This is a genomic window from Pseudomonas sp. TCU-HL1, assembly GCF_001708505.1.
In the GTDB taxonomy this organism is placed as follows: domain Bacteria; phylum Pseudomonadota; class Gammaproteobacteria; order Pseudomonadales; family Pseudomonadaceae; genus Metapseudomonas.
On record NZ_CP015992.1, the window covers coordinates 3985584 to 4005762 of the forward strand.

The window sequence follows — 20179 nt, forward strand, 5'->3', positions numbered from 1 at the left end:
AACCAAAGAAACCCTCAGTCCTTGCAAATCTCCAAGTACACCGACATAAACTCAGAAGTTTTTTTGGGATATGTCGACTATCTACGTGGAAAGGATGTTCCTCTTACATGCGCACAAGGACTCAGGCAAGCAATTGCGTCAGCAGCAAAGGAAAATGAGAGCTTCCCCCCCATTACTCTACCTCAGGTGGAGGTCGCCAGAAACCGAGGCACCCCCCCTTTGGAGCCTGACGGTTTCGAAACCCTGCAAAACGCACTAATCACACATACTGGCTTAATGCGACAGAAGCTTACATTTCGGCTTCAGGTAGATTCGGCAAGACCATATACCGCCGAAGAGGTGATGGATGCAGTTCGTCCTAAAGCAACAAAGGAGAATCTGATCAAATGGGCTTCATACTGTATTGCATCGAAAAGCAGGCCAAGAGACTCTGTTTACTACAATCGCTTCTTGATTAGCACCGATCCTGAAATCAAGGCACTCCCTCGAAACAAAAATGGCATAAATCAATTTCATGGAATTTATGATCGTGACGCGCACCTATTCCCGTGCAGCAGCGTTGAAAACCCCTTTGACACTGGCGGCTTCGCAAACTGGCCCATTGACTACGCTCGGGCAGTAAAAACATTCATCGCCCACGGATTTCCTTTTAGTTTTGACCTCAACAAGTTAAATAAAGCTTACACCAGTACATCGCTTACGGTAATACCAGACGATTGCGACGACATTGTAAAAATCCTACTTCACCGCATCACAACGGCTAATCGCGGCATCAGCAAAAATAAAGTTCTGAGGATCGACGAGCTTCTCTCGCTTTACTACCCAAACATTGTGGACATGACATCCACAGTCCTGTTTCTGATGCTTCAGTCAAACTGGAACAAAGAAACAGTGCTTGCGCTCGACAAGGACAATTTCGAGCACGCACTGACTAGCACGCTAGAATCCAATGTAAGAGTAATTTTCTCGGAAAAAAATAAGTCACAAGAGCCTGGCATTCCCTTTGACGTACCCAAGCGAATGATCAGTGCATCCAGAGACGATGAACCCTATAGCACGTTCAACCTGATCGTTCTTGCCCAAGATCTTTCCACTGCGCTTGAAAATTACCCGTTCGACTATCTCCCCGCACTTATCAAAGCAGAGCGGCTAAATCCATTGTTCTTGTGCATAAGGCCATGGGCGGAGTGGGGGAAAGCAGGACGCCATACCTCGATAGCCCACCCTAAAACCTTTCGAGTAGGGGTGCAGCAGTTCCTTAAGCAGTATGAAGTCATTGATGGAGGTAAGCGACTAACAACGGCGAAAGAATTGACCCGTCGGTTACGCCCAACTTGGCTTCAGTACAAGAAGAAGTACAACCCAATTGCGCTTTTGTCATCGTCGCTCGGACATGCTGACCGAGAGACCACAGACATCTTCTATGACAACTCGGCGGCAGCAAAATACGAGCGCCTTAGGCGGCTGCGCTCCGAACTGGAAAACATTGTAGCCCTCCTAAGGAGTCGCCAGTTCAAGGGGCTTATCGGAAAGAGGGCGCAAGCTGATGCCTCTGCCAATATTAAAGTCTTCCATATCCCTGGAAAAGAACGTGCCCTGTGGGGCTGCGCAGATCAGAAGAATCCAGACTGGCCAGGATCGGAACACTACATCGGCAAAGGACGTAAATGCTCCGCAATCAAAGAATGCATATTTTGCAGCCAGGTACGGATCTTCGAAGATTCGTTGCCCTACTTGATGGAGCGCCTTTCACACATAGAAGAGTTTCTCGGGGAGCAATCGGATGTTGGCTTCCTCTCTCGTCTCGAAAATGAACTTGAAACAATCAAATACATTCTAGACGAATGGGGCGATGAAGATGAAATCGCAATGGCTGCTCGGTATCGTCGCCACAACTCACCTCTTCTTCCTCGCGACCTAGCGGCCCTAGAAATCATTTTTGAAAGCGAAGACCACGATGTCTAATAAAAAATCAGAAGACATATCAAATCTTAGTTTACAGCACGAGCTAGAACTCCCTGCAAGCCAAGAATCCCCTGAATCCGCACAACCGGAACTGGAGAACGACGACGCCGATTCTCTTGGGCTCGAAGATGACGACGCTATGCTCAACGAGATAGACGAAGACAATGACGAGTCCGTCCTAGAGGAGTTGGAAGCGCTCGCTGAGGAGCTCGATATGAGCTTTTCCACCCCATCGCTATCACTTGCTGCAAAGCTCAAGGAAACAGGGGGAGACTTCCATGTGAGCGAATCATCTATGTATCGGGACAGGATGTGGAAGCTCAGCCATGGAACGCACGCGTTCCCGAACAACATTCGCTTCGACCGAGAGCTACCTGGCTCAAACGATCTGAAGCGCGCTTTGATTTACTACGTTATCCCTCAGTTCTCCCCATTTAGCTACATACGCGCGTGCAGCACTACAAAAGCCTATGGCACTAATTACAAGCTGCTAGAGCAGTACATATTTTGGCCAAATAAGCTCTCAGCCGAACCGAAGTGCATCAAGATGATCTCGGTTCCTATGTTAGCTAACGCCTTTGAGGACGCCCGTAGCAAGGGCGCCAAGAGTGATGCCTTCAACCTTTTCAAACTAGTAAAGCACTGGATCAATCTTTCTACGCACAAATTAATTCCAGAGGAGCTTCGACTGGAAGTAGACCTTCGGAAGATCGATACCCCCGAAAGGCGGAAAGAAATCGTCGCATCTCGCTTCAAAGGAACGCTGGATGGGTGGACTTCGTATTCAGAAGAAGACCTAGAGGTATTGATCAATTACGCGCTTTTCTGGGTCGAAGGTGTAATGCCTAAACTGGAAGAGCTGAGAAACTTCCTGATCAGCGAAGACCTTATCTCTCTTTCTGACCAAACGGTAACCAGAAAAAAACCGTTTGTAGAACTTGAACGGGCCATGACGATCACCATAGAGGGTGAAAGCGTTATGACACCAGCTAAAAATTTACGCTACCACGGGGATACCCCGTACTTTACTTATTCGTGGATTACAGCATACGCAGAAGCTCTAGATCGGGTTCGTAATGCGGTTTTCATCTTGATGGCCCTTGTGACTGGAGCCAGAAAGGCTGAGCTTGCAGTTATGCACTTCGACGACCTAATCATAGAAGGTGGCGAGTACTGGCTCCGAATAACACGGTGGAAGACTGCAAAAGACCCCATCAAGGGCGAAACTGACAAGTTGCCTCTTCCGAAATTCATCGGCGAAATGCTACTGAAGTACAAAAAACTGCGGAGCTTTGCTCCATTCACCAAGCAAGGCTGGCTCTTCCAGACTCAAAAATCTAACAAGACAGTTAACAAAGCCACTCCGGCACTGATTAATTACGTAATCATTCAACTCAAATCAGAATTGCCAATTGATCGTCTGCACTGCCACCGCTTCCGCAAAACAATTGCCGAGATTCTCATTAATCGGGATGAACGAAATGTAGACATCATCAGGGCTTTGTTTGGCCACAAGAGCTATGCAATGACCCTTCGCTACATTGCGCGCAACCCTCTCATGGTTCGAAGCGTTGCCATTGCGATTGAGCAAAACTACACCGAAGACTTTCACGAGATCGTTGCAGGGATCCGCCTTGGCATCTATTCCGGTGATGCGGCGGATCGAATTTTCCAGAAGATTAGCCTTCGTCCGGATGAGTTCAGCGGCAAGAATATCAGACTGTCTTTACTTAGCTTCATTACTCACCTGCTCGAAGCTGGCGAACCGCTGTTCATTCGTCGCACAGCGGTAGGGACATACTGCCTAACAGGCGAGCGTTTCAGCGAGGACAACCTTCCTCCCTGCTTAGTTGGAAAGCATGTCGCTGGGGAACTGATATTGCCTGCCCCGGAAAACTGCCAACCTGAATGCAAGAAAGTTGTGATCCTTGGATCGGCCAAGCAGGCGCTATCCGATAACATCAAGTTCTACTCAAGCATACTCGACGCGGCAAATGGAAAGCTCTCGATAAAAGCCGAGCACGATCTGCAACGCCGCATTGCGGCAACGAGAGTTCATTTAGATAACCTGGAATCGACTGGCCACTCAGCAAGCCCACTTATAGAGGCCAAGCATGTCTAACTCATCCGAAAGCAATGCATACCCTAATCAGAGCCCGGATGGAGAGGCGATCTCTGAAAGACGCGCGATCCTTATAAAAATTATCACCGACTACTATCTATCAGGAAGCACCGCAAAGCTTAAGCTTGTAGATGTTGCAGAGCGCGCCGGCATTAGCAGACAAGCATTAGATCGCTATTACAAGGATCTCAAGCCTTTTATAGCTGGCAAGAGAGATATCGCTGAGCTGGTTAATGGCAATGAGACCAAGTCCCTGATACGCACTCAGTCAGCAGTTAATGAGACTGAGAGAAAGTGGAAACAACGAATTCGCGAAATCGAAGTTCGACACGAGCGTCAGTTAGAGGCTGCATTGAACAGCCATATAACCTCACTCATGAATACGGACATTTCTTTGTTTGAGAGCACTACGCTTCGCAGCACGCTCGAAAAGCATGCTCTTCACAATGCAGAACTGAAAAAGCAGATTCAAGATTTAGAGTTGCGGGCGGGACTCGCGATATCTCAAAGATCCGCAGCCACTGCACCTAACAAAAAACTTGCACTAAATGTCGACATTGAAAGATTTTGCGCTTCATATCAACTCGACAAGGATCTGTCGAGCTTTGAGGATAGAAAGCTAGACGCCATCGTAAAGATCCGAGAGAAGATAAAAACTTTTAAGGGCTCACCCGAAGTTCACGTGGTGATTTTTGCCGAGCGCTATATATCCGATTTTCAATCCTTTACTGATGAATTTCTCGGAGCCCCTGGGGAGTTTACCATACTAGTACGGCTCCCCCTGTTCTCACGAAGCGAAGTGACAGGCTTTCTCAAGCATGTACCAAGCGAATTCAAAAGAAGCATTCACATCCCATTTCAAAGTTCTGATGCCACAAAAAAGGCCCATCGATCATTCTTCTACAAGAATCCATTACCCGACATGGAAATAAAGAGTGCAGACACAGCAGATAACCCTGTGATGTCTTGGGGCTTTGATAGCATACTGTCGTTCAAAGTTTAACTACTTTTCACATTCCAAGCCCAATAATTAAAATGCTTAAAATTTCCATCAAACAGATTCAATACAAAAGCATCGAAACATCCCTGGATGTTAAGCATTGCATTCTTGTTGCGCACCATAACAACAAAAACATCCTAATCTCTCACCCCAATGTATTTCTTTACAGCGCGACACGCTCCTCAATCAAAACTTCAATTAGATATGCTAGTATAATTTCAATGTTCTACCGTTTTCTATCCACTCAAAAGAAGATGAAAGGCAGAGACCTAAGCGACTACCATGTGCTAGCCGATAATCGTGACATAAGAAGATGGCAAGTGAGTCGTCAGATCGAGCGCGTACGAAAGCAATCTTTGCGCCCTAGCTCTCTCACCATTTTTGAAGATGCGAAGATACTATTAACGTTTTTCAGATGGCTGAACGAAAATAACCATCCAACCAACGTTAAGGTGACGCTAAAAACCTGGCATGCAAGATTCCACAAAACAAGCATGCTCAACTATGTCCGCAGCCAAGCCAAGACCGTAATAGACTCGGATAACATCTGGGTACTTGACAAAAAGAACCGTCAAAGAACCTCAAATTTCTTAATAACAGACCACGAGATTAAGCTGTTATTGCAGAGCTACTCAGACCCGGTTTATCAAAGCCTGTTCGCCCTCGCCCTCGGAACAGCAATGCGACCGATGGATCTGGTTAAGTTTCCATTTATTGGAAATGGCCCTAACAAACACATCCTTCCATACTCAGAGATGGATCATAGAAATTCTACTGTTCTCTACACCGTCGAGATGAGTAAAGGAAATAAAGATCGAACCATCGTTATCAACATGGATGATCTTCGAGCGCTGGAAGCCAACTACATCACTCCCTATTACAGCGAAAGAAAGAAATTATACAAACAGAAGTATGGCAAGGCTTGCCCACCAGGGATCCTGTTCCTGAACAAAAAAGGAGATCCCGTTACGGAAAAAATGATTGCAGCGCGGACATTTGACGCCAAACTGGCCGCCACCAAAGCCGACCCTACCTTCAGGCAGCACCTCAGTTTCTACCAATCACGGCACTGGTGGCCCACGCAGTACATCATTCGAACGTTTGGCGATAGGCTACTGAGCGAAAACATTGAGGTACTTTACCTGGCGACTGCACAGGTGCTCATCAATCAGATGGGCCATGAGAATCTTGAGACAACCTTCAAGTATTACGTTGATATGGCTCGCATCGTGTTGCAGCTGCACAAGGGCAAGTCATTAGACCTGATCTCTGGCCCGCACAGTAGCGTAACCGCCTTCATTCGAGACCTTGAGCTGCCTTCCGATGTGCTTTCCCACGAAGCCGCACAATCAGAGCAAAGTGAACCCAATGACATGGGGAGCGATGACGAGGGCGCTGCCCACCGCACCCCTGCATGTCCTCCAAGCTGATCGCTACATCGTGCTCGGATACGACCTAGTCTACAAAGCCTCTGAAAGCGACTTCCCCTTCCTCTCTGAGGCAGATGGGAGCTCGCTGATCGTTACTCCATGCTTTGCCCAGCCTCACGCTGGGCGTTTTTGCGCTGATCGTTGGCTAGCCCCTTTTTGACAGGTCGCTGTCGGCAGGAGCAATCGGTCGGCGAAGTCGGCATTTGATCCAACCCTGCCTCTGGTAATCGGTGAGCTCCGGACGCAGGCATCGGGCACTCCTGCCATCGTTGCGCGCAGCCCCTTATTACATTTAGAGTCCGAGGCAACAGCGACCAGATCAACAAGATTTAGCCACTACCTTGAGGTATGAATGGAAATTACAGTTTCTCTCAAAAAAGATGAAGAGCCCATTAAAAAAAGTCCCCTATTAAAAAACAGTGAATACTCAGGGTACTTTAAGACCAAAGAGCACGAACTTGCTTTTTATTTCAAAATCAACAACTCGGCCTTCGATAAATTCCTAGGGATTAAGCGAATACATATGGTCGACGTAAAGAAGGCTAAGGAGCTGAAAAATTCCTACCTGAGTCTATTCCATCCTGACCGAAAGAAAAACACCAACACCGGCTTGGATTACAATGAAATTTGCGCGGACATCAATACAACATTCCATCGCGTTTCAGGTGGAAAACTATGAGAGGGAACTTTCCGTCAACTAGTTTTTTTACCTTATCCGATCTTGATATCAACTTGCAGCAGCAAGCAATTGAATATAATGCAGCTCTACTCAGCCGCTTACACAGAAGAACTTTAACAGCGATAGAGAACGCATTTAGCCGGGCTATCCTGGTTCGGATTAACGGACTATGCTTCGTCAAGACTTCCGAGCTAAATAACCTACTAAGAACGGGCAGTTCTGGCGCGGCAAATTATCACTGGCAGCAAGGAATTAACGGTTATTCCTCACCTGCGACTCCCCACACGCTTGATGGTGAATTATACATATCAGGCCCCGACTTCTGCGGGCTGCTCGACGCCAGAATTCAATCTACAATTGGCAAGAACAATCTTTATCTTAAGTATGTAAGGGCCATTTACATGGCGCTTACTTCTCATTCAATATTAAATGATCTTAGAACATCCTTCGCAAGCGATATCAATGAGCAGCGTAATCAACTGAAGAGGCAACGCATCCGTCGATACGGAATCACTCGATGCGAGTTTACTGACGTCGCATTCTCTGACACCTCCGAAGTACAGTTTGCGCACGTGGATAGTGTTGCTACAGCACCTCTACATGCATTAGACATTAACAATGGAGTCATAATTTTAAAGGAAATTCATGCCGAACTGACAAGACGTGGCATCCACGACTTTGCAGGCATGTATGACTTCTGCATTGAAAGAGGTCACTCCACGATTTGGGCGGAGAATTTCGATCTTTAGCGAGGAAAGTGCGACGATTCATGAGCGGTTAGTAGGCCTAAAAGCCCACTACCGCCCGGCCATCGTCACTACAACCCGGCTCTCAGCACCCGCCTGAATGCTTTCGGCTGAGCTATAGGGTTCAGAATGAACCCACGGCTCCATCCAGCAGTTCGCGCACCTCAGCATTGCCCGTCGCGCGCGCTAGCATCTGCACTGATCCGCTCCGGGTGAGTTCTTATGCACCAGGCTTCGCAACGAAGTGAGGCAACGATGCTGGATACCTTGCAAGCTTCCATCCTGCGCGACAGAGTTGCTCCATTTCAGTACTGAGTTGGGACAACTCAATCAGAGGATCAGGGTCTTGATTGGCCAGTGGCCTTCTGCTCAACGGCTCCGCCAGCCTAATCACTGTGATCGCCCCCATACTCGTGGCAAGCTCTTGAAGTGTCAGTCCGGAGACGCGCGTGTTGGCGCCCATTGGAAGGGTATGCAGCATTTCGTTGCGCATTACGCCAAGCCTACGAAGCCAACCTGGATTCTCCTTGGAGCCTGAGGCCGTGAGCATAAGAGCCACGATGGGCCGGCTCGCGTGGCTACAATTGATCTCTTTACTGAGCCAGTCCTCTAAGCGCGCTAGGCTGTCAATCCTATCTGGAGCCCCGGCGTGGATCGCAGCCAATCTAGCAAAGTGATCGCGAGCCGAAGAAAGCTCGGAGGCTAGCGAATGACAATCTGCATAGAGTTCTAGTAGCGCTGCATTTGAGAACCAAGCACCAGGCCTCTTTCGAGCACGAAGCGCCCACCTCAACTGATCGTGATACTTTCTCGAAATGTCCCGCAGTCGCAGGCCTGCGAGCTTCAGGCTAACGCTCAGAGATTTCGCGTAAGTAGCGTATTTGCTATCGCCTGCTTTTTCCGCTTGGTGCCCGACAGCGCTCCAAGAGTCCGCTGCGTTCAGATTGTTGCTTGGATCTCTTCCGCCAGACTCCCAGACATCCATTGTGGGCGCATCGGCATCAAGCTCATAGCGTACGCATGTGCCGATGAACCGCATGCCGCATTCTTGGGTTGCAAAGTGCAGGTGCGCTTGCGGGCTCTCAAACACTAGTGCGTCGAAATTCGGATCGTCCGAGATTGGATAAAGCGCCCATCCACGATTCGTGGGGAACCCACGTAGTCCGCCACTAAAATAGACCTCTTCAGTGACATAGGACGTACCAACTTCTAGGTCAGTGACTTCAGTGACTTCAGTGGTCAATTGATGCTCCTGCATATCGCTTGAGGTGGCGGCGGAAGTTGACCACTACAAGCGCATCGTTGCGGTCAAGTTACCTGCGCTACTCAGCTTTAGACCAATACCGCTGAACAGTGCGAAGCCCCAGATCCAAATTCCTAGCCACCTCTTCCTTGCTCAGCCCTTCGGTCTGTAACCGCGAGACGGCTGCACGTGTGCTATCCGCTTTCTGCCCTCGGATCCCACGAGCAGCATCATCTTGGCTAACAGGCTCAAACCGCCCTGCTTCAAACAACGCCCTGAGCCTTTTGTTGCTCCTATGTATCTGATCTTCGACGGCAAGACCAGATTGGCGCGCTTCGACAATCAAAAGCAAATCCGCAAGAGCTACACCCATCAGCTCACAGAGTGCAGCAAGCGTATCGAGACGGGGGAGAGTCTGACCGTTCTCAATTTTGCTTAGGTTTGCTTTGTGGATTCGCTCTGCACACTCAGTGCGCGAGAGTCCTGCTTGGAGCCTGATGTCTCTGAGCACCTGTCCCAGTACTTTTTCGAACCTCATATTCTTTGCGCTCAAAGACAAGGATCAAACCAGCTTTGACGCGCCGCATCGTTAGCTATTATGCTAACCATGTGGCGAGCATCATAGCAGCAAGCCTGTCAATACATGCCAATTGAAATTTTTGGCGCCAGGCAATCAGGCAGCCAGCCAGCCAGCCAGCCAGCCAGCGGAACGCCTACGGCGAGGCCAAGCCAACCGAGTCCGAAAAAGCAATGCCCAACTTGTGCTCCTAGCACCAAAGGTTACGACTTGCCCGTGGGACGACGTAGCAACTGAACAAATATTTGAAGCGGAGAAACACGATGGCTGCCCAAGCAGGACATATAGACTTTGAGTTCAGGTCGGAAAGCGCAGGCCTCTGGTGCCTCAACAAAATAGGCAGCGAGCGATGGATGAGCATCACGCTTGCGAGCATGGAAACTAATGGCGTTGTAAACACCATCGCTACAAATGATCCAGAGATCATCAAACGAACCCTTAATGCCCCTGGCGAAGGGCTTTACATCCGCAGTTTCCAGACGGTCGTTAGCTGCAACTTTCCCGACAACAAAGGAATTGCCGTCGCGGATGTCCTGAAATTCATCGAAGAGCGAACTAAACGTGGCGAGTTACTTCACCTCGTCCACACCAAGTTTGGTTGCTATCAATTCGGCGGCCCTTCCAAGGTCATGTCCAGTCAAGTTCAGATGGGGTCTGATGTAGTGCTCTACACCGCCGAGTCTCCGGCGCGCCGCTATTACGGGGGCTGAGCGATGAAAGAATTGCATGAGATAACCGATCTGCTCTACGGCGATGGAAAACCAATGTCTGGATCCAAGGTCGGTCAGGATGAGGCTGTGCGGATTGTCCGTGAGCGCCACCCCTATGCAGAATACTGCCTAGTTTCCAATTGGAGATGGCTCGATTTAGATGTAACTCAAGAGCAACGAGACGAACTAGTTAGAACCAACCGGCAGCCAGTCGTCATCTACGCACACACCGTGATTTACGACAGTCAGCGTAAGTGGGATGTTGGCGACTTTGTACGCACAAGTTATCTCCATAAATTCGAAGACGACTTCATCTTCCAGACACTAAATACGATTTACATCCTGATCGGCGATGGCATCAGAACAAAAACTTCCCTTGAGAACCTTGGGCGTATTTTTTGATGCCAATGGACGAACTGTCGAGACGCACCAAGCTAAGCCTTATCAAAGCACAAAACGCCAATTTTTCTTGGCGCGTCACAGGATATTTGACTGATGTCCATATTTTCGCAAGATCTGGCGTGGGTCGGGTTTTCAGCCATCGCAGCTCACGGAAAGTATTCAAAGAAGGGACAACAATTCGCACGTCTGATGTAATTCACCTTCATCAAGATAACGGTTTTTGGGTACTACATACCACGAGCGGCAGCTTCTATGTCATCGCGACTTTTGAACGCAAAATCGGCTGGTATTCGCTGATGCAGTTCAGGGCTTCTGGGGAAGCTAAGTTGCGCTTGCCTTGGCTCCTATTGAATTAACTTCTGCTGCTTGTGAAAAGCAGATTTACCTGCCAAGACCTTGGTAAAGCCTGACTGATATCAGATTATGTTCATTCATGCTTATGTACGCACCGCAAAGAGTCGTCTAAGATTCCTCTGTGTGTTCACTACCAGGGCGATGCATCAATGCCGACGATAGCCGAACAGTATCAGATCCTCGCGAAGATGATTGAGAACTTATGCGAACTCAAGAAGGAGTACTATTACCTTTGGCATTACACATGTGGGAAGTCAGTACCGGATGATTATCGAAAAGCAGTGGATGGCTTGATGGAAAAGGCCAAAAGCGAGTGCGAACGTTGGGCTCACCCTGCTCCGGAAGTTTTATATTGGGAGGTTTGGCAGGCCTTCTATCGTGTTGATACGCCATTGGATACGGAAGCGATAAGACGTGTTTTACGCAAGAAATTAGAGATCGAGCTTGAAGTGTGAAATCTTGTATCTACATGGGGTGGATTCTTCCCGCTTGCTATTTTGCTGGCACTTGGATAATACGCAGCTGGCCACGTCCTTCTCGCTAATTAATCTGGTCAACAACTGCCATCAACCGCTTAGCGCCATGCCTTGCTTTGGGCACCAAAAGATCTGGCGTCCACTCACCACACTGGGTTGTTGTGTCAGGCCTTAAAACTCTGTAAGCACTGAACCATTCAGCTCCTCACGCAACGGTCGCCATTGCGGCAAATGCAGATCGAGGAGGGCTGTGAAACGGTCGTTGTGATGCCGCTCATGCAGGTGAGCCAGTTCATGCACCAGGATGTACTCCAGGCATTGCACGGGCTTCTTGGCCAGTTCAAGGTTGAGCCAGATGCGGCGCGCTTCGATGTTGCAGGTGCCCCACTTGGTCTTCATCCGCTTGATGCCCCAGGCGCGCGCTTCAACCCCTAACTTAGGCTGCCATTTTTCCAGCAGCTCCGGCACCAGGCGCTTCAACTCGGCCCGGTAGAAGTCGTGCAGCACCTGTTCGCGGCGTTCGACTGTTGTGTCAGGGCGCACAAACAGATCCATAGTGGCTGTTCCACGCAGGGCGATGCGTAATGCCCCCGTGGTTTCGTGAACGCGCAGGCGGTAGCGTCGGCCTAGAAAGTAATGGCTTTCACCACTGACCATGCGCCGCTGTGATTGTCGGGGCTGGGCCTGGAACTTCGCGCGTTGGCGTTTGATCCAGCCGAGCTTGCCCACGACAGCCAAGCGCACCGCTTCATCGTCGACTGCCAGTGGAGCTGCCACACGCACACGGCCCTGCGGCGGATAAACGCCAAGGTGCAGGTTTTTGATCGGCTTGCGCACGACCTCCACGGTCAAACCGCTGACCGTGATGTTGCGGGACTCAATACTCATGCTGATGCTTGACCAGTTCCAGCAAGGTTTCCAGCCGCTCGTTGTCCGAGCCGGCTTGGTAGTCGCCCTGGATTTCGGCAACATCCTTGCCCCATTGATCCAATACCTGCTTGATCGCCAGGCGCACGCGTTTGATCTTCATGGCATTGGCGCGCCAGTCGTCCTGCCGGCTATCCAGCACGGCGGCATCTACAGCCAATGCCAGGCCAGCGTTCTGGCCAAGGTTGTCATACAGCGCCTTGCGAGCGTTGCTGTTGATCGAGCCAGGGTAGCTGTTGGCGCTGGTGGGGTTCTTCGCCTGTTTGGTCAGTTCCACCACCTCGGCCAGATATTCCTGGTAGCTGATGGCGTCCTCTTTGCGTTTGGCGATCAGGGCATCGAGCAGCGAGGACATAGTTTCGTAGTACTTCGGGTTGATCGGAGACTCGTCGATAATCAACTTGCGCACGTTGTTCTCGATGGTTTCGGCGACCGCTTCCTGGCTTTCGCGGATGCCCTTGGGCAGTGCGTCGATGGCACCCACGCCGCGCTCGACGATCAGCTCAATCAGCGACATATCGTCGAAGGCGGAGATCTTCTCGCTATCTTCGGCGCGGATGTAGGTGTCGATCAAAAAGCGCATGTCCGGCTCGTAAGCCTTGAGGTCGATGTAGTCGCCGCTGGCGAGCTTCACCTCATCACGCACTTTGGAGAAGTGATCGACCTCGGCCTGGATCTCGGCGATTTCTTTAGGGCTGTAACCCGCCTCTTCAAGCTCGTTGGCGATATTGCCGAAGCAACGGATCAGCGCCGAGGTCATTTTGTATAGGTTCAGGCGCTTGGGCTCATTAGCCTTGAGCTGCTCGGCGTTGCCAGAGTCGGTGCCGCAGAAGAAGCGCAGATAAGCCGGCGTATCCTTCGGTTGCTCTACCGGCTCGCAAAGCGCCTTTATCGCCTCGCGAGCATCTTCCAGGTCGTCTTGAGCCTTGCTCAGCCGGTCTCCCAAAAGACCAGCCACATCGGCCTCGTCGTAACCGTCCAGCGCGCCGCTGGTGTAGTCGCCAATGGCACCTTCCAGCTGCTTGAACAGGTCTTTGTAGTCGATGATGTAGCCGTACTGCTTGTCCTCACCATCCAGGCGGTTGACCCGGCAGATGGCCTGGAACAGGCCGTGGTCGCGCATCTGTTTGTCGATATACAGGTAGGTCGCTGAAGGCGCGTCGAAGCCGGTCAGCAGCTTGTCCACCACGATAAGCAGGCGCATCTGCCCCGGCTCTTTGATGAAGCGCTGTTTCACTTCCTTCTCGAAGGTCTCCGGGTCTTTGTCGCCCAGCATCTGGTTGTAGATGGCGTACTGACGCAGCTTCTCGGTCAGCCCTTCACCGGTGGCCTCGCCCTTGATGTCAGCAGGCGATGGCTTGTAGCTAGTGACGATGGCGCACTTGTCACCCATGCCCGCTTTGCTGAATAGCTCGTAGCACTTACAGGCTTCGAAGATGCTGCTGGTTACCAACATGGCATTGCCTCGGCCATCGGCCAGGCGCTGCTTTGTGGCTATATCCAGCAGGATGTCGGCGACGATCTTCTCCAGTCGCGACTGGCTCGACAGTACCTTCTGCAAGGTGCCCCAGCGCTGCTTAAGCTGCGCCTTGGCCAGGTCATTTAGACCCTTGGTTTTGGCCTCAAACCACTGATCGATCTTCTTCTGCGACGTGATGTTCTGATCAATATCTCGGGCTTCGTAACGCAGGTCGAGCACCACGCCATCGGCCACGGCCTCATTAAATTTGTAGGTGTGGATGTAGCGGCCAAACACCTCAATGCTCTTCTGCTTATCGGCCTTGAGCAGCGGCGTGCCGGTAAAGCCGATAAACACCGCATTGGGCAGGATGAGCTTCATGGCTTTGTGCAGCTCGCCGGACTGGGTGCGGTGGCACTCATCGACGAACACATAGAGATCGCCCTTGGCGCGAAAGTCCGGCGGCAGGCTCTTGCGTAGCTCTTCTACAAAACCTTCCACGTCGGCATCTTCGCGGGCACCGAACTTATGGATCAGCGAGCACAGCAACCAGGGCGAAGGCTGGTTGAGCTTGTCGATCAGATCAGCACCGCTGGTGGTACGCACGATCTGTTCATTGACGCCGGTAAACACCTTCTCAATCTGCTCATCCAGCTCGGTGCGGTCGGTGATAATCAGCACCCGCGAGTCTTGAATGTTTTCCCGAATCCACTTGGTCAGCCAGACCATGGTCAAGGATTTACCCGAGCCCTGGGTGTGCCAGATGATCCCGCCCTCGCGCCGACGTAGGTAGCGCTGCGCCTCGCGGATGCCGAAGTACTGGTTATGCCGGCAGAGCTTTTTCACCCCGCTGTCGAACACGATGTAGTCGTGGATCAGCTCCAGAAAGCGCGTCTTGTTGCACAGCTGAAGCAGATGCCGATCCAGCAGATTGTCGGCAGCGGCGCTGTCCGCGTGTTCCTCTTTCCAGGTCAGGTAGTACTTCTCGCCGGTCTGGATGGTTCCATAACGCAGGCCCTGGGTATCGTTGCCGGCCATCACGTACTGCATGGTGGAGAAGAACGGCTGGATAAATTCGGCTTTCTGGTTATCCAGGTTCTGCCGGATGCCCTCGTTCACCGCGACCTTGGAGCGCTTCAGCTCCAACACACCTAGGGCAATGCCATTCACATAAAGCACGATATCAGGGCGCTTGGTATTGGCCTTGGCATCAGCACCTTTGATGGTGACTTCTTCGGCAATCGCGAAGTGGTTGTGATCAGGCTGCTTCCAGTCGATCAGCCACACCGTCTGGGTGTTCTCACCCACCTCCGGCTTGATCTTCACCCCATAGCGCAGCAGCTCGTACACCGCTTTGTTGCGGTCATACAGGCCCTTGCTGGAGTCATTGGCGGCCTTGTTCAGCTCGAAGATGGCCCGGCTAGCCAGATTCGCCTCGACGCTCCGCTCTGCCAGCCAGCCGCGCAAAAGGTCTGGCTCAATATTGGCGTTGTTTGGGCGTTCGACCCAATCGCCGAGGTGTTCATAGCCAAGCGCCTGCTGAAACAGCTTGGCGACGCGTTGCTGGGTCTTTTTTTCGATCTGGCCGACAGTGCTCATGCGTCCAATTTGCTCCGAGTATTTTCTGGCGATCACGAACTGATTTTACAGGCCCAATCGTAAAGTTCTGGGCCGAATATCGTTTTAATAAATGAGTCCGTTGCAAGGTATTTTTGTGCAATCCTGCCCTTCGGCTCTGGTTCTGTTAAATATTTTTCGGTGGCGTTCTTTAAGAACCTGAATGCTTTGATTTCATTGGGAAAGTCGGGCTGATCCCACTCTAGATAAGGTGCGTCAATTTCGCCCATTAAGTCGTACATGTGCCAGCCACGGATTTTTATGAACGGATTTAGCAAAAGTACTTGGTCAGCTTCGCGCATGAGCCATGCTTTCTCACTTTGAAACGCGGAGATGGCTCCTGGATTTTGTTCTTCAAATGGCTGCCATGCGGATGGAAGTATGGTTATTCCAATCCAGTTCTCTGCTTGCTCGGCTTCATGTGCCTCTACCAAAGCAGTACCAAAGTAGACCTGATGTTTGTCAGATTTGTCATTGTGAACCTCAAATGAACCAAAGCTAATTGCGCCTCTTGCGGGTATTCCTTCTGCTAGAAGAGTAGTCAGAATGAAAGAGCCGATTGCGTAAGAATCCAAAAATGCCCAATCGCCATACCCCTGCGGCTCTTGATAGAAAAGAAAAGTGTCGGAGAAGTAGATTGTTTTGAAGGCGCCGTTTAATTTTTCCCAACGATTGAATGCATCAAGCGCTTTATTTATAACGTTTAATATCTCATCGCTACCTTTAGTGCGCACAAGTCGGCTAAACCCTAGAATATCTATGAGTAGCAAGTACCGTCCTAGACTCGTTGGCTCCTGCCGGCTCATGCAAGCCTCACTCTTCCGGTCAGCAGTTCCTGCATCATTCCCTGCTTGAGCTGGCTGGCCTTGTCGCGGCGAGCTTCAAGGGCGGCGAGTTCGGTGTCCATATCGGAGAGGATGGTGGCGATGGCGGTTTGCTCGGAGTTGTCAGATGGCACGTTTACTAATAAGCCAAGGGTGCTCGTAGGGCTAATGCGCTGATGGCTACCAGTTGTTCCTGTTGCAGAAAGTTCCATCTGTGCGCAAAAGCTCGATGACTTGCAAGTAACGTACAGAAACTCCCGTACCACGCCATCTCTGGGCGTTAGCACCAAGAACTCTGTTGAAGCAACGGCGTTAGTCGGTATGTTTTTTGGTAGCCATACACGAGGAATTCTGGGATTCAGCTTCGAAACCAGAATTGCGTCAATAGGGACTGAAAATTTGTTACTGCCGATTGTAGCTCCTGACTCTTTGACAGGCCTCTTGCCTTCATCAAAAGCGGGCAAGCTGAAATGCGTGAATGTTTTATCTGGCGTTGCAGATGGGATTACGTTGATACGACTTAATGAAGCAACATCTCCGAGTCGCTTCACCTCCCACTCTCCACTAAACCCCGGCAGGCGGCGTTGGCCGGTGAGGAGTTGTTGCATAGCGGCTTGCTGGATGTCACGCTTTTTGGCGATCAGTTGATCTAGACTGGTGATCACTGACTCAACTCCAGAAAGAGCAGAAGCTATTGCTTTCTGTTCTGCAAATGGAGGTGTCGGGTAGACGAAATTAACAGCATCACTGATGTTGAACTGCTTTTGTGCGGTGCCGTACTGTACGTTCTCGACTTGTTTTCGGCCAATATCCGAGTTCATGACATAGCAAAGCCAGGTAGAGTCAAATGCTCGGCCTTGCCTTATGATCATCATAGAAGCGCAATTACATCCATCAAGCTCAGGAGGGACTACAGCTGTAACTCCAGGCTCGCCAACACGAACCATGACTAAATCGTTGGCATACAGTCGTGAAGCGGAAACTTGATTGTTACTCTTCTCGGTAATTTTATTCGCGGTTTGCCATGAAATTGAGTTTTCACTGACATGCGAACCGACAAGCATTGGTATTGTTCCGGCCTCATCGAAATATGAACTTGGATTTATGACAAGGCCTACTGTTTGTGATGGTGAGATGTCTCGTAGTCGTTTGACTTCCCAGTCTTGAGGTATAACTCCGACCTCGGTCTGCTTATACCCCGGCCTCACTTCTGCATTCATACCGCAAACCCCATCTTCGCCAGGTGCGCATTGACCTTGGCCGCCAGCGCTTCCACCTCGGCATTTAGCGCCGGTAATGGAGTGGCATAACGCTCGGCCAGTTGGCGAATACGGCCACTGAGGGCCTGGGACACCCGACCCAGCTCGGTCTGCACATCGGCTTGCAGGGTTGCTAGCCATTTGTCGTCCACCACCAGGGTTTTCAGCTCAACTTCACTGAGCTGGGCATAGTGGGCCTGCACCTTGGCATCCAGCGCTTTCTGTGCGGCTTTGACCTTCTTGCTGGCCTCGCCCTCGCGCTCGATCAGCGTCTGGCACTGCTCCAGCGCCAGACGTTCTTCATCGGCATCCCGGTCGTGCTTGATGGCTTTCAGCCGAGTCTTGACGCTGGCGGCGGTGAGTTTGCCCTTGTCGGTCTTGCCTTCTGCCAGCGGGCCATCTTCGCCGCCCTGTTCCTCGTCCAGCTCTTCTAGCTCGCGGCTTATGGCGTCGCGCTTGGCCTCCAGCTCAGTGATGGCGGCAGCCTCGGCGGCGTAATAGCGGCGCACGATCAGTTCAGGCGGCAGCAGGTCGGTGTTCGGCTCGCCTTTACTCAGGCCACTGGCAATCAACGGCTGCCAGCCGTCGATTACCAGTTGGTAAACGTCATCCTGCAAGGTGGCGTACCAATAGTCCTGAAGGTGCTGGTATACGTCGTAGGCATTCAGCAGCGGCGCAGCTTCGAAGCGATGCAGCAGGTCTTCGGCCAAGGTATTGAGCAGCGCCTTGGGCCGGTCGCCGATTGTGATGCCTTGCAGGCGTGGGCGATGCTCGTTGCGCCAGGCATCGAACAGGCCGCTGATGGTCTGGTTAAAAGCGGTGAACTCGGGGTGGGCAAAGATGCTGGGCTTGATCTCGGCCTGCGGCACTTTGAGTTGCAGGTAGCCGGGCCGCTGCGGGGCGAACAGTGCGCTGCGCAGGTTAGGCATCACCTCCCAGTAGGCTTGCAGGGCATCCACATCGCGCTCGGGGATACCGCCATGAAGGTGGGCGTCGATGTCTTGCAGGTCTTCCGCTTCGCTGGTGTCGATATAGCGCGGGATATTCAGGTTGAAGTCATTGGCCTCGATCTCAGCCAGTGGCACCAGGCGCGAGAACTTGGGCAGCTCGCGTTGCTGGGTGCAGGCATCGACGATCTTGTGAATGTCCTGCTCGCGCAGGCGGTTCTTGTTGCCGTCTTTGATAAAGCCCTTGCTAGCGTCAATCAGGAAGAGGCCCTTGCGACCGGCACTGCCGGCTTTATCGAGAATGATGATGCAGGCGGGAATACCGGTGCCGAAGAACAGGTTGGCGGGCAAACCGATAATGGCCTGGATATAGCCTTGCTGGAGGATGCGCTTGCGGATCACACCTTCGGCACCGCCACGGAACAACACGCCGTGGGGCAGAATCACTGCCGCCTTGCCGGTGCTCTTCAGCGAGGTGAGCATGTGCAGGAGGAAGGCGTAGTCGCCGTTCTTGTCGGGTGGGATGCCGTAGCTGAAGCGGTTGTAGTCGTCCTCGGCTGGATTGAAGCCATTGCTCCAGGCCTTGGTGGAGAACGGCGGGTTGGCGACGATAAAGTCGAACAGCTTGAGGTTACCCATCGGGTCTTTGAAATGTGGCGCGAACAGGGTGTTGTCCTTCCAGATTTCCGCCGTTGGGCAGTCGTGCAGGATCATATTCATCTTGGCCAAGGCGCTGGTGGCGTTGTCCATTTCCTGACCGTAGATGGCCAAGTCGAGGCCGGTAGTGCTTTTGGCTTCGTCGTGGGCTTTGAGCAGCAGCGAGCCCGAGCCGCAGGTCGGGTCGTAAATGCTCTGCTTGCTGTCGGTAGCACCGGCCAGGCCGATAACCTGGGCCATGATCCGCGACACTTCGGCTGGGGTGTAGAACTGCCCCTTGCTCTTGCCGGACTCGGTGGCGAAATGGCGCATCAGGTATTCGTAGGCATCACCGAGGATGTCGTCGCCCTGGGCGCGGTTGCTACGGAAATCCAGACCCGGTGTGTTGAAGATGCTAACCAGGTTGGACAGGCGGTCGACCATCTCCTTGCCCTTGCCGAGCTTCTCCTGATCGTTGAAATCCGCTACGTCGATGACGCCGGTGAGGTTATTGGCCTCGGCCAGGCGGGCGATGATCTGGTTGATCTTGTCGCCGATCTCTTTGTCGCCCTTGAGCGCCACCATGTCGGCGAAGCTACCACCCTCGGGCACCTCGATCAGAGAGTTCGGGTCGCCGGCGTACTTATCCGAAACGTACTTCACGAACAGCAGTACCAGGACGTAGTCCTTGTACTGCGAGGCATCCATCCCGCCGCGCAGTTCGTCGCAGGATTTCCAAAGGGATGAGTAGAGTTCGGATTTCTTGATGGCCATCGGGCGTACTACCTTGCAATGCGGAATGGCAG

Annotated in this window: 17 protein-coding genes; 10 read left to right on the top strand and 7 right to left on the bottom strand. The window is 51.6% G+C overall.

Features of this window, described 5'->3' with window-relative positions; translation table 11 throughout:
• The first annotated feature begins 21 nt into the window (after positions 1-21).
• From THL1_RS18530 to THL1_RS29790, 6 genes are all read left to right on the top strand, one after another.
• On the top strand, positions 22-1965 hold the full coding sequence (locus THL1_RS18530) for a hypothetical protein (RefSeq protein ID WP_145928336.1): 1944 nt from the start codon (positions 22-24) through the stop codon (positions 1963-1965).
• Positions 1940-4087 (top strand): tyrosine-type recombinase/integrase, encoded by a 2148-nt coding sequence (locus THL1_RS18535; RefSeq protein WP_145928337.1) that lies wholly within the window; start codon positions 1940-1942, stop codon positions 4085-4087. Before THL1_RS18530 ends, THL1_RS18535 begins: the two co-directional genes overlap by 26 nt.
• Entirely contained in the window at positions 4080-5090 is a 1011-nt protein-coding gene (locus THL1_RS18540; RefSeq protein ID WP_069084589.1) for a hypothetical protein, read from the top strand. The genes THL1_RS18535 and THL1_RS18540 overlap by 8 nt, the downstream gene beginning before the upstream one ends.
• Positions 5091-5407: 317 nt before the next feature.
• Entirely contained in the window at positions 5408-6517 is a 1110-nt protein-coding gene (locus tag THL1_RS29135) for a tyrosine-type recombinase/integrase (protein WP_177343841.1), read from the top strand.
• Between the two features lie 352 nt (positions 6518-6869).
• A complete protein-coding gene (locus tag THL1_RS18550) occupies positions 6870-7196 on the top strand; it encodes a hypothetical protein (protein ID WP_069084591.1) in 327 nt (108 codons plus the stop codon).
• Positions 7193-7945 carry a hypothetical protein gene (locus tag THL1_RS29790; protein WP_145928339.1) on the top strand — a complete coding sequence of 251 codons (753 nt, stop codon included), beginning with the start codon at positions 7193-7195 and terminating at the stop codon, positions 7943-7945. The genes THL1_RS18550 and THL1_RS29790 overlap by 4 nt, the downstream gene beginning before the upstream one ends.
• Positions 7946-8162: 217 nt before the next feature.
• Here THL1_RS29790 and THL1_RS18555 read toward each other — a convergent pair whose 3' ends face one another.
• Together THL1_RS18555 and THL1_RS31440 are read right to left on the bottom strand one after the other, a co-directional pair.
• Positions 8163-9185 (bottom strand): hypothetical protein, encoded by a 1023-nt coding sequence (locus tag THL1_RS18555; RefSeq protein ID WP_145928340.1) that lies wholly within the window; start codon positions 9183-9185, stop codon positions 8163-8165.
• Positions 9186-9264: 79 nt separating this feature from the next.
• Positions 9265-9723, bottom strand: a complete 459-nt coding sequence (locus THL1_RS31440) for a helix-turn-helix domain-containing protein (protein ID WP_069084593.1) — start codon at positions 9721-9723, stop codon at positions 9265-9267.
• A 302-nt stretch (positions 9724-10025) separates the two neighbouring features.
• On the opposite strand from THL1_RS31440, the gene THL1_RS18565 reads away from it, so the two are divergent.
• The 4 genes from THL1_RS18565 (at position 10026) to THL1_RS18575 (ending at position 11683) form a co-directional block, all read left to right on the top strand.
• Entirely contained in the window at positions 10026-10472 is a 447-nt protein-coding gene (locus THL1_RS18565) for a hypothetical protein (RefSeq protein WP_069084594.1), read from the top strand.
• Between the two features lie 3 nt (positions 10473-10475).
• Entirely contained in the window at positions 10476-10874 is a 399-nt protein-coding gene (locus THL1_RS18570) for a DUF6957 family protein (protein WP_069084595.1), read from the top strand.
• Positions 10874-11230, top strand: coding sequence for a hypothetical protein (locus THL1_RS29795; RefSeq protein WP_145928341.1), 357 nt, complete (start codon positions 10874-10876; stop codon positions 11228-11230). The genes THL1_RS18570 and THL1_RS29795 overlap by 1 nt, the downstream gene beginning before the upstream one ends.
• Before the next feature lie 147 nt (positions 11231-11377).
• Positions 11378-11683, top strand: coding sequence for a hypothetical protein (locus THL1_RS18575; protein WP_069084596.1), 306 nt, complete (start codon positions 11378-11380; stop codon positions 11681-11683).
• A gap of 192 nt (positions 11684-11875) precedes the next feature.
• Here THL1_RS18575 and THL1_RS18580 read toward each other — a convergent pair whose 3' ends face one another.
• From THL1_RS18580 to THL1_RS18600, 5 genes are read right to left on the bottom strand one after another with little or no spacing between them, the layout of a single operon-like run.
• Positions 11876-12592 carry a M48 family metallopeptidase gene (locus THL1_RS18580; protein WP_069084597.1) on the bottom strand — a complete coding sequence of 239 codons (717 nt, stop codon included), beginning with the start codon at positions 12590-12592 and terminating at the stop codon, positions 11876-11878.
• A complete protein-coding gene (locus THL1_RS18585) occupies positions 12582-15689 on the bottom strand; it encodes a type I restriction endonuclease subunit R (protein WP_069084598.1) in 3108 nt (1035 codons plus the stop codon). The genes THL1_RS18580 and THL1_RS18585 overlap by 11 nt, the downstream gene beginning before the upstream one ends.
• 32 nt (positions 15690-15721) lie before the next feature.
• Positions 15722-16513, bottom strand: a complete 792-nt coding sequence (locus THL1_RS18590; RefSeq protein ID WP_069084599.1) for a hypothetical protein — start codon at positions 16511-16513, stop codon at positions 15722-15724.
• Entirely contained in the window at positions 16510-17751 is a 1242-nt protein-coding gene (locus tag THL1_RS18595; RefSeq protein ID WP_083245946.1) for a restriction endonuclease subunit S, read from the bottom strand. Before THL1_RS18595 ends, THL1_RS18590 begins: the two co-directional genes overlap by 4 nt.
• Positions 17748-20147, bottom strand: a complete 2400-nt coding sequence (locus tag THL1_RS18600) for a type I restriction-modification system subunit M (protein ID WP_069084601.1) — start codon at positions 20145-20147, stop codon at positions 17748-17750. Before THL1_RS18600 ends, THL1_RS18595 begins: the two co-directional genes overlap by 4 nt.
• Between the last annotated feature and the right edge of the window lie 32 nt (positions 20148-20179).

What these genes read in the sequence shown, in the direction of transcription:
- THL1_RS18575 (WP_069084596.1), top strand. Translation starts at nt 11,378, where the DNA reads ATGCCGACGATAGCCGAACAGTATCAGATCCTCGCGAAGATGATTGAG.
- THL1_RS18570 (WP_069084595.1), top strand. Translation starts at nt 10,476, where the DNA reads ATGAAAGAATTGCATGAGATAACCGATCTGCTCTACGGCGATGGAAAA.
- THL1_RS18550 (WP_069084591.1), top strand. Translation starts at nt 6,870, where the DNA reads ATGGAAATTACAGTTTCTCTCAAAAAAGATGAAGAGCCCATTAAAAAA.
- THL1_RS18595 (WP_083245946.1), bottom strand. Translation starts at nt 17,751, where the DNA reads ATGAATGCAGAAGTGAGGCCGGGGTATAAGCAGACCGAGGTCGGAGTT.
- THL1_RS18565 (WP_069084594.1), top strand. Translation starts at nt 10,026, where the DNA reads ATGGCTGCCCAAGCAGGACATATAGACTTTGAGTTCAGGTCGGAAAGC.
- THL1_RS31440 (WP_069084593.1), bottom strand. Translation starts at nt 9,723, where the DNA reads ATGAGGTTCGAAAAAGTACTGGGACAGGTGCTCAGAGACATCAGGCTC.
- THL1_RS18600 (WP_069084601.1), bottom strand. Translation starts at nt 20,147, where the DNA reads ATGGCCATCAAGAAATCCGAACTCTACTCATCCCTTTGGAAATCCTGC.
- THL1_RS18580 (WP_069084597.1), bottom strand. Translation starts at nt 12,592, where the DNA reads ATGAGTATTGAGTCCCGCAACATCACGGTCAGCGGTTTGACCGTGGAG.
- THL1_RS18590 (WP_069084599.1), bottom strand. Translation starts at nt 16,513, where the DNA reads ATGAGCCGGCAGGAGCCAACGAGTCTAGGACGGTACTTGCTACTCATA.
- THL1_RS29795 (WP_145928341.1), top strand. Translation starts at nt 10,874, where the DNA reads ATGCCAATGGACGAACTGTCGAGACGCACCAAGCTAAGCCTTATCAAA.
- THL1_RS18540 (WP_069084589.1), top strand. Translation starts at nt 4,080, where the DNA reads ATGTCTAACTCATCCGAAAGCAATGCATACCCTAATCAGAGCCCGGAT.
- THL1_RS18585 (WP_069084598.1), bottom strand. Translation starts at nt 15,689, where the DNA reads ATGAGCACTGTCGGCCAGATCGAAAAAAAGACCCAGCAACGCGTCGCC.
- THL1_RS29790 (WP_145928339.1), top strand. Translation starts at nt 7,193, where the DNA reads ATGAGAGGGAACTTTCCGTCAACTAGTTTTTTTACCTTATCCGATCTT.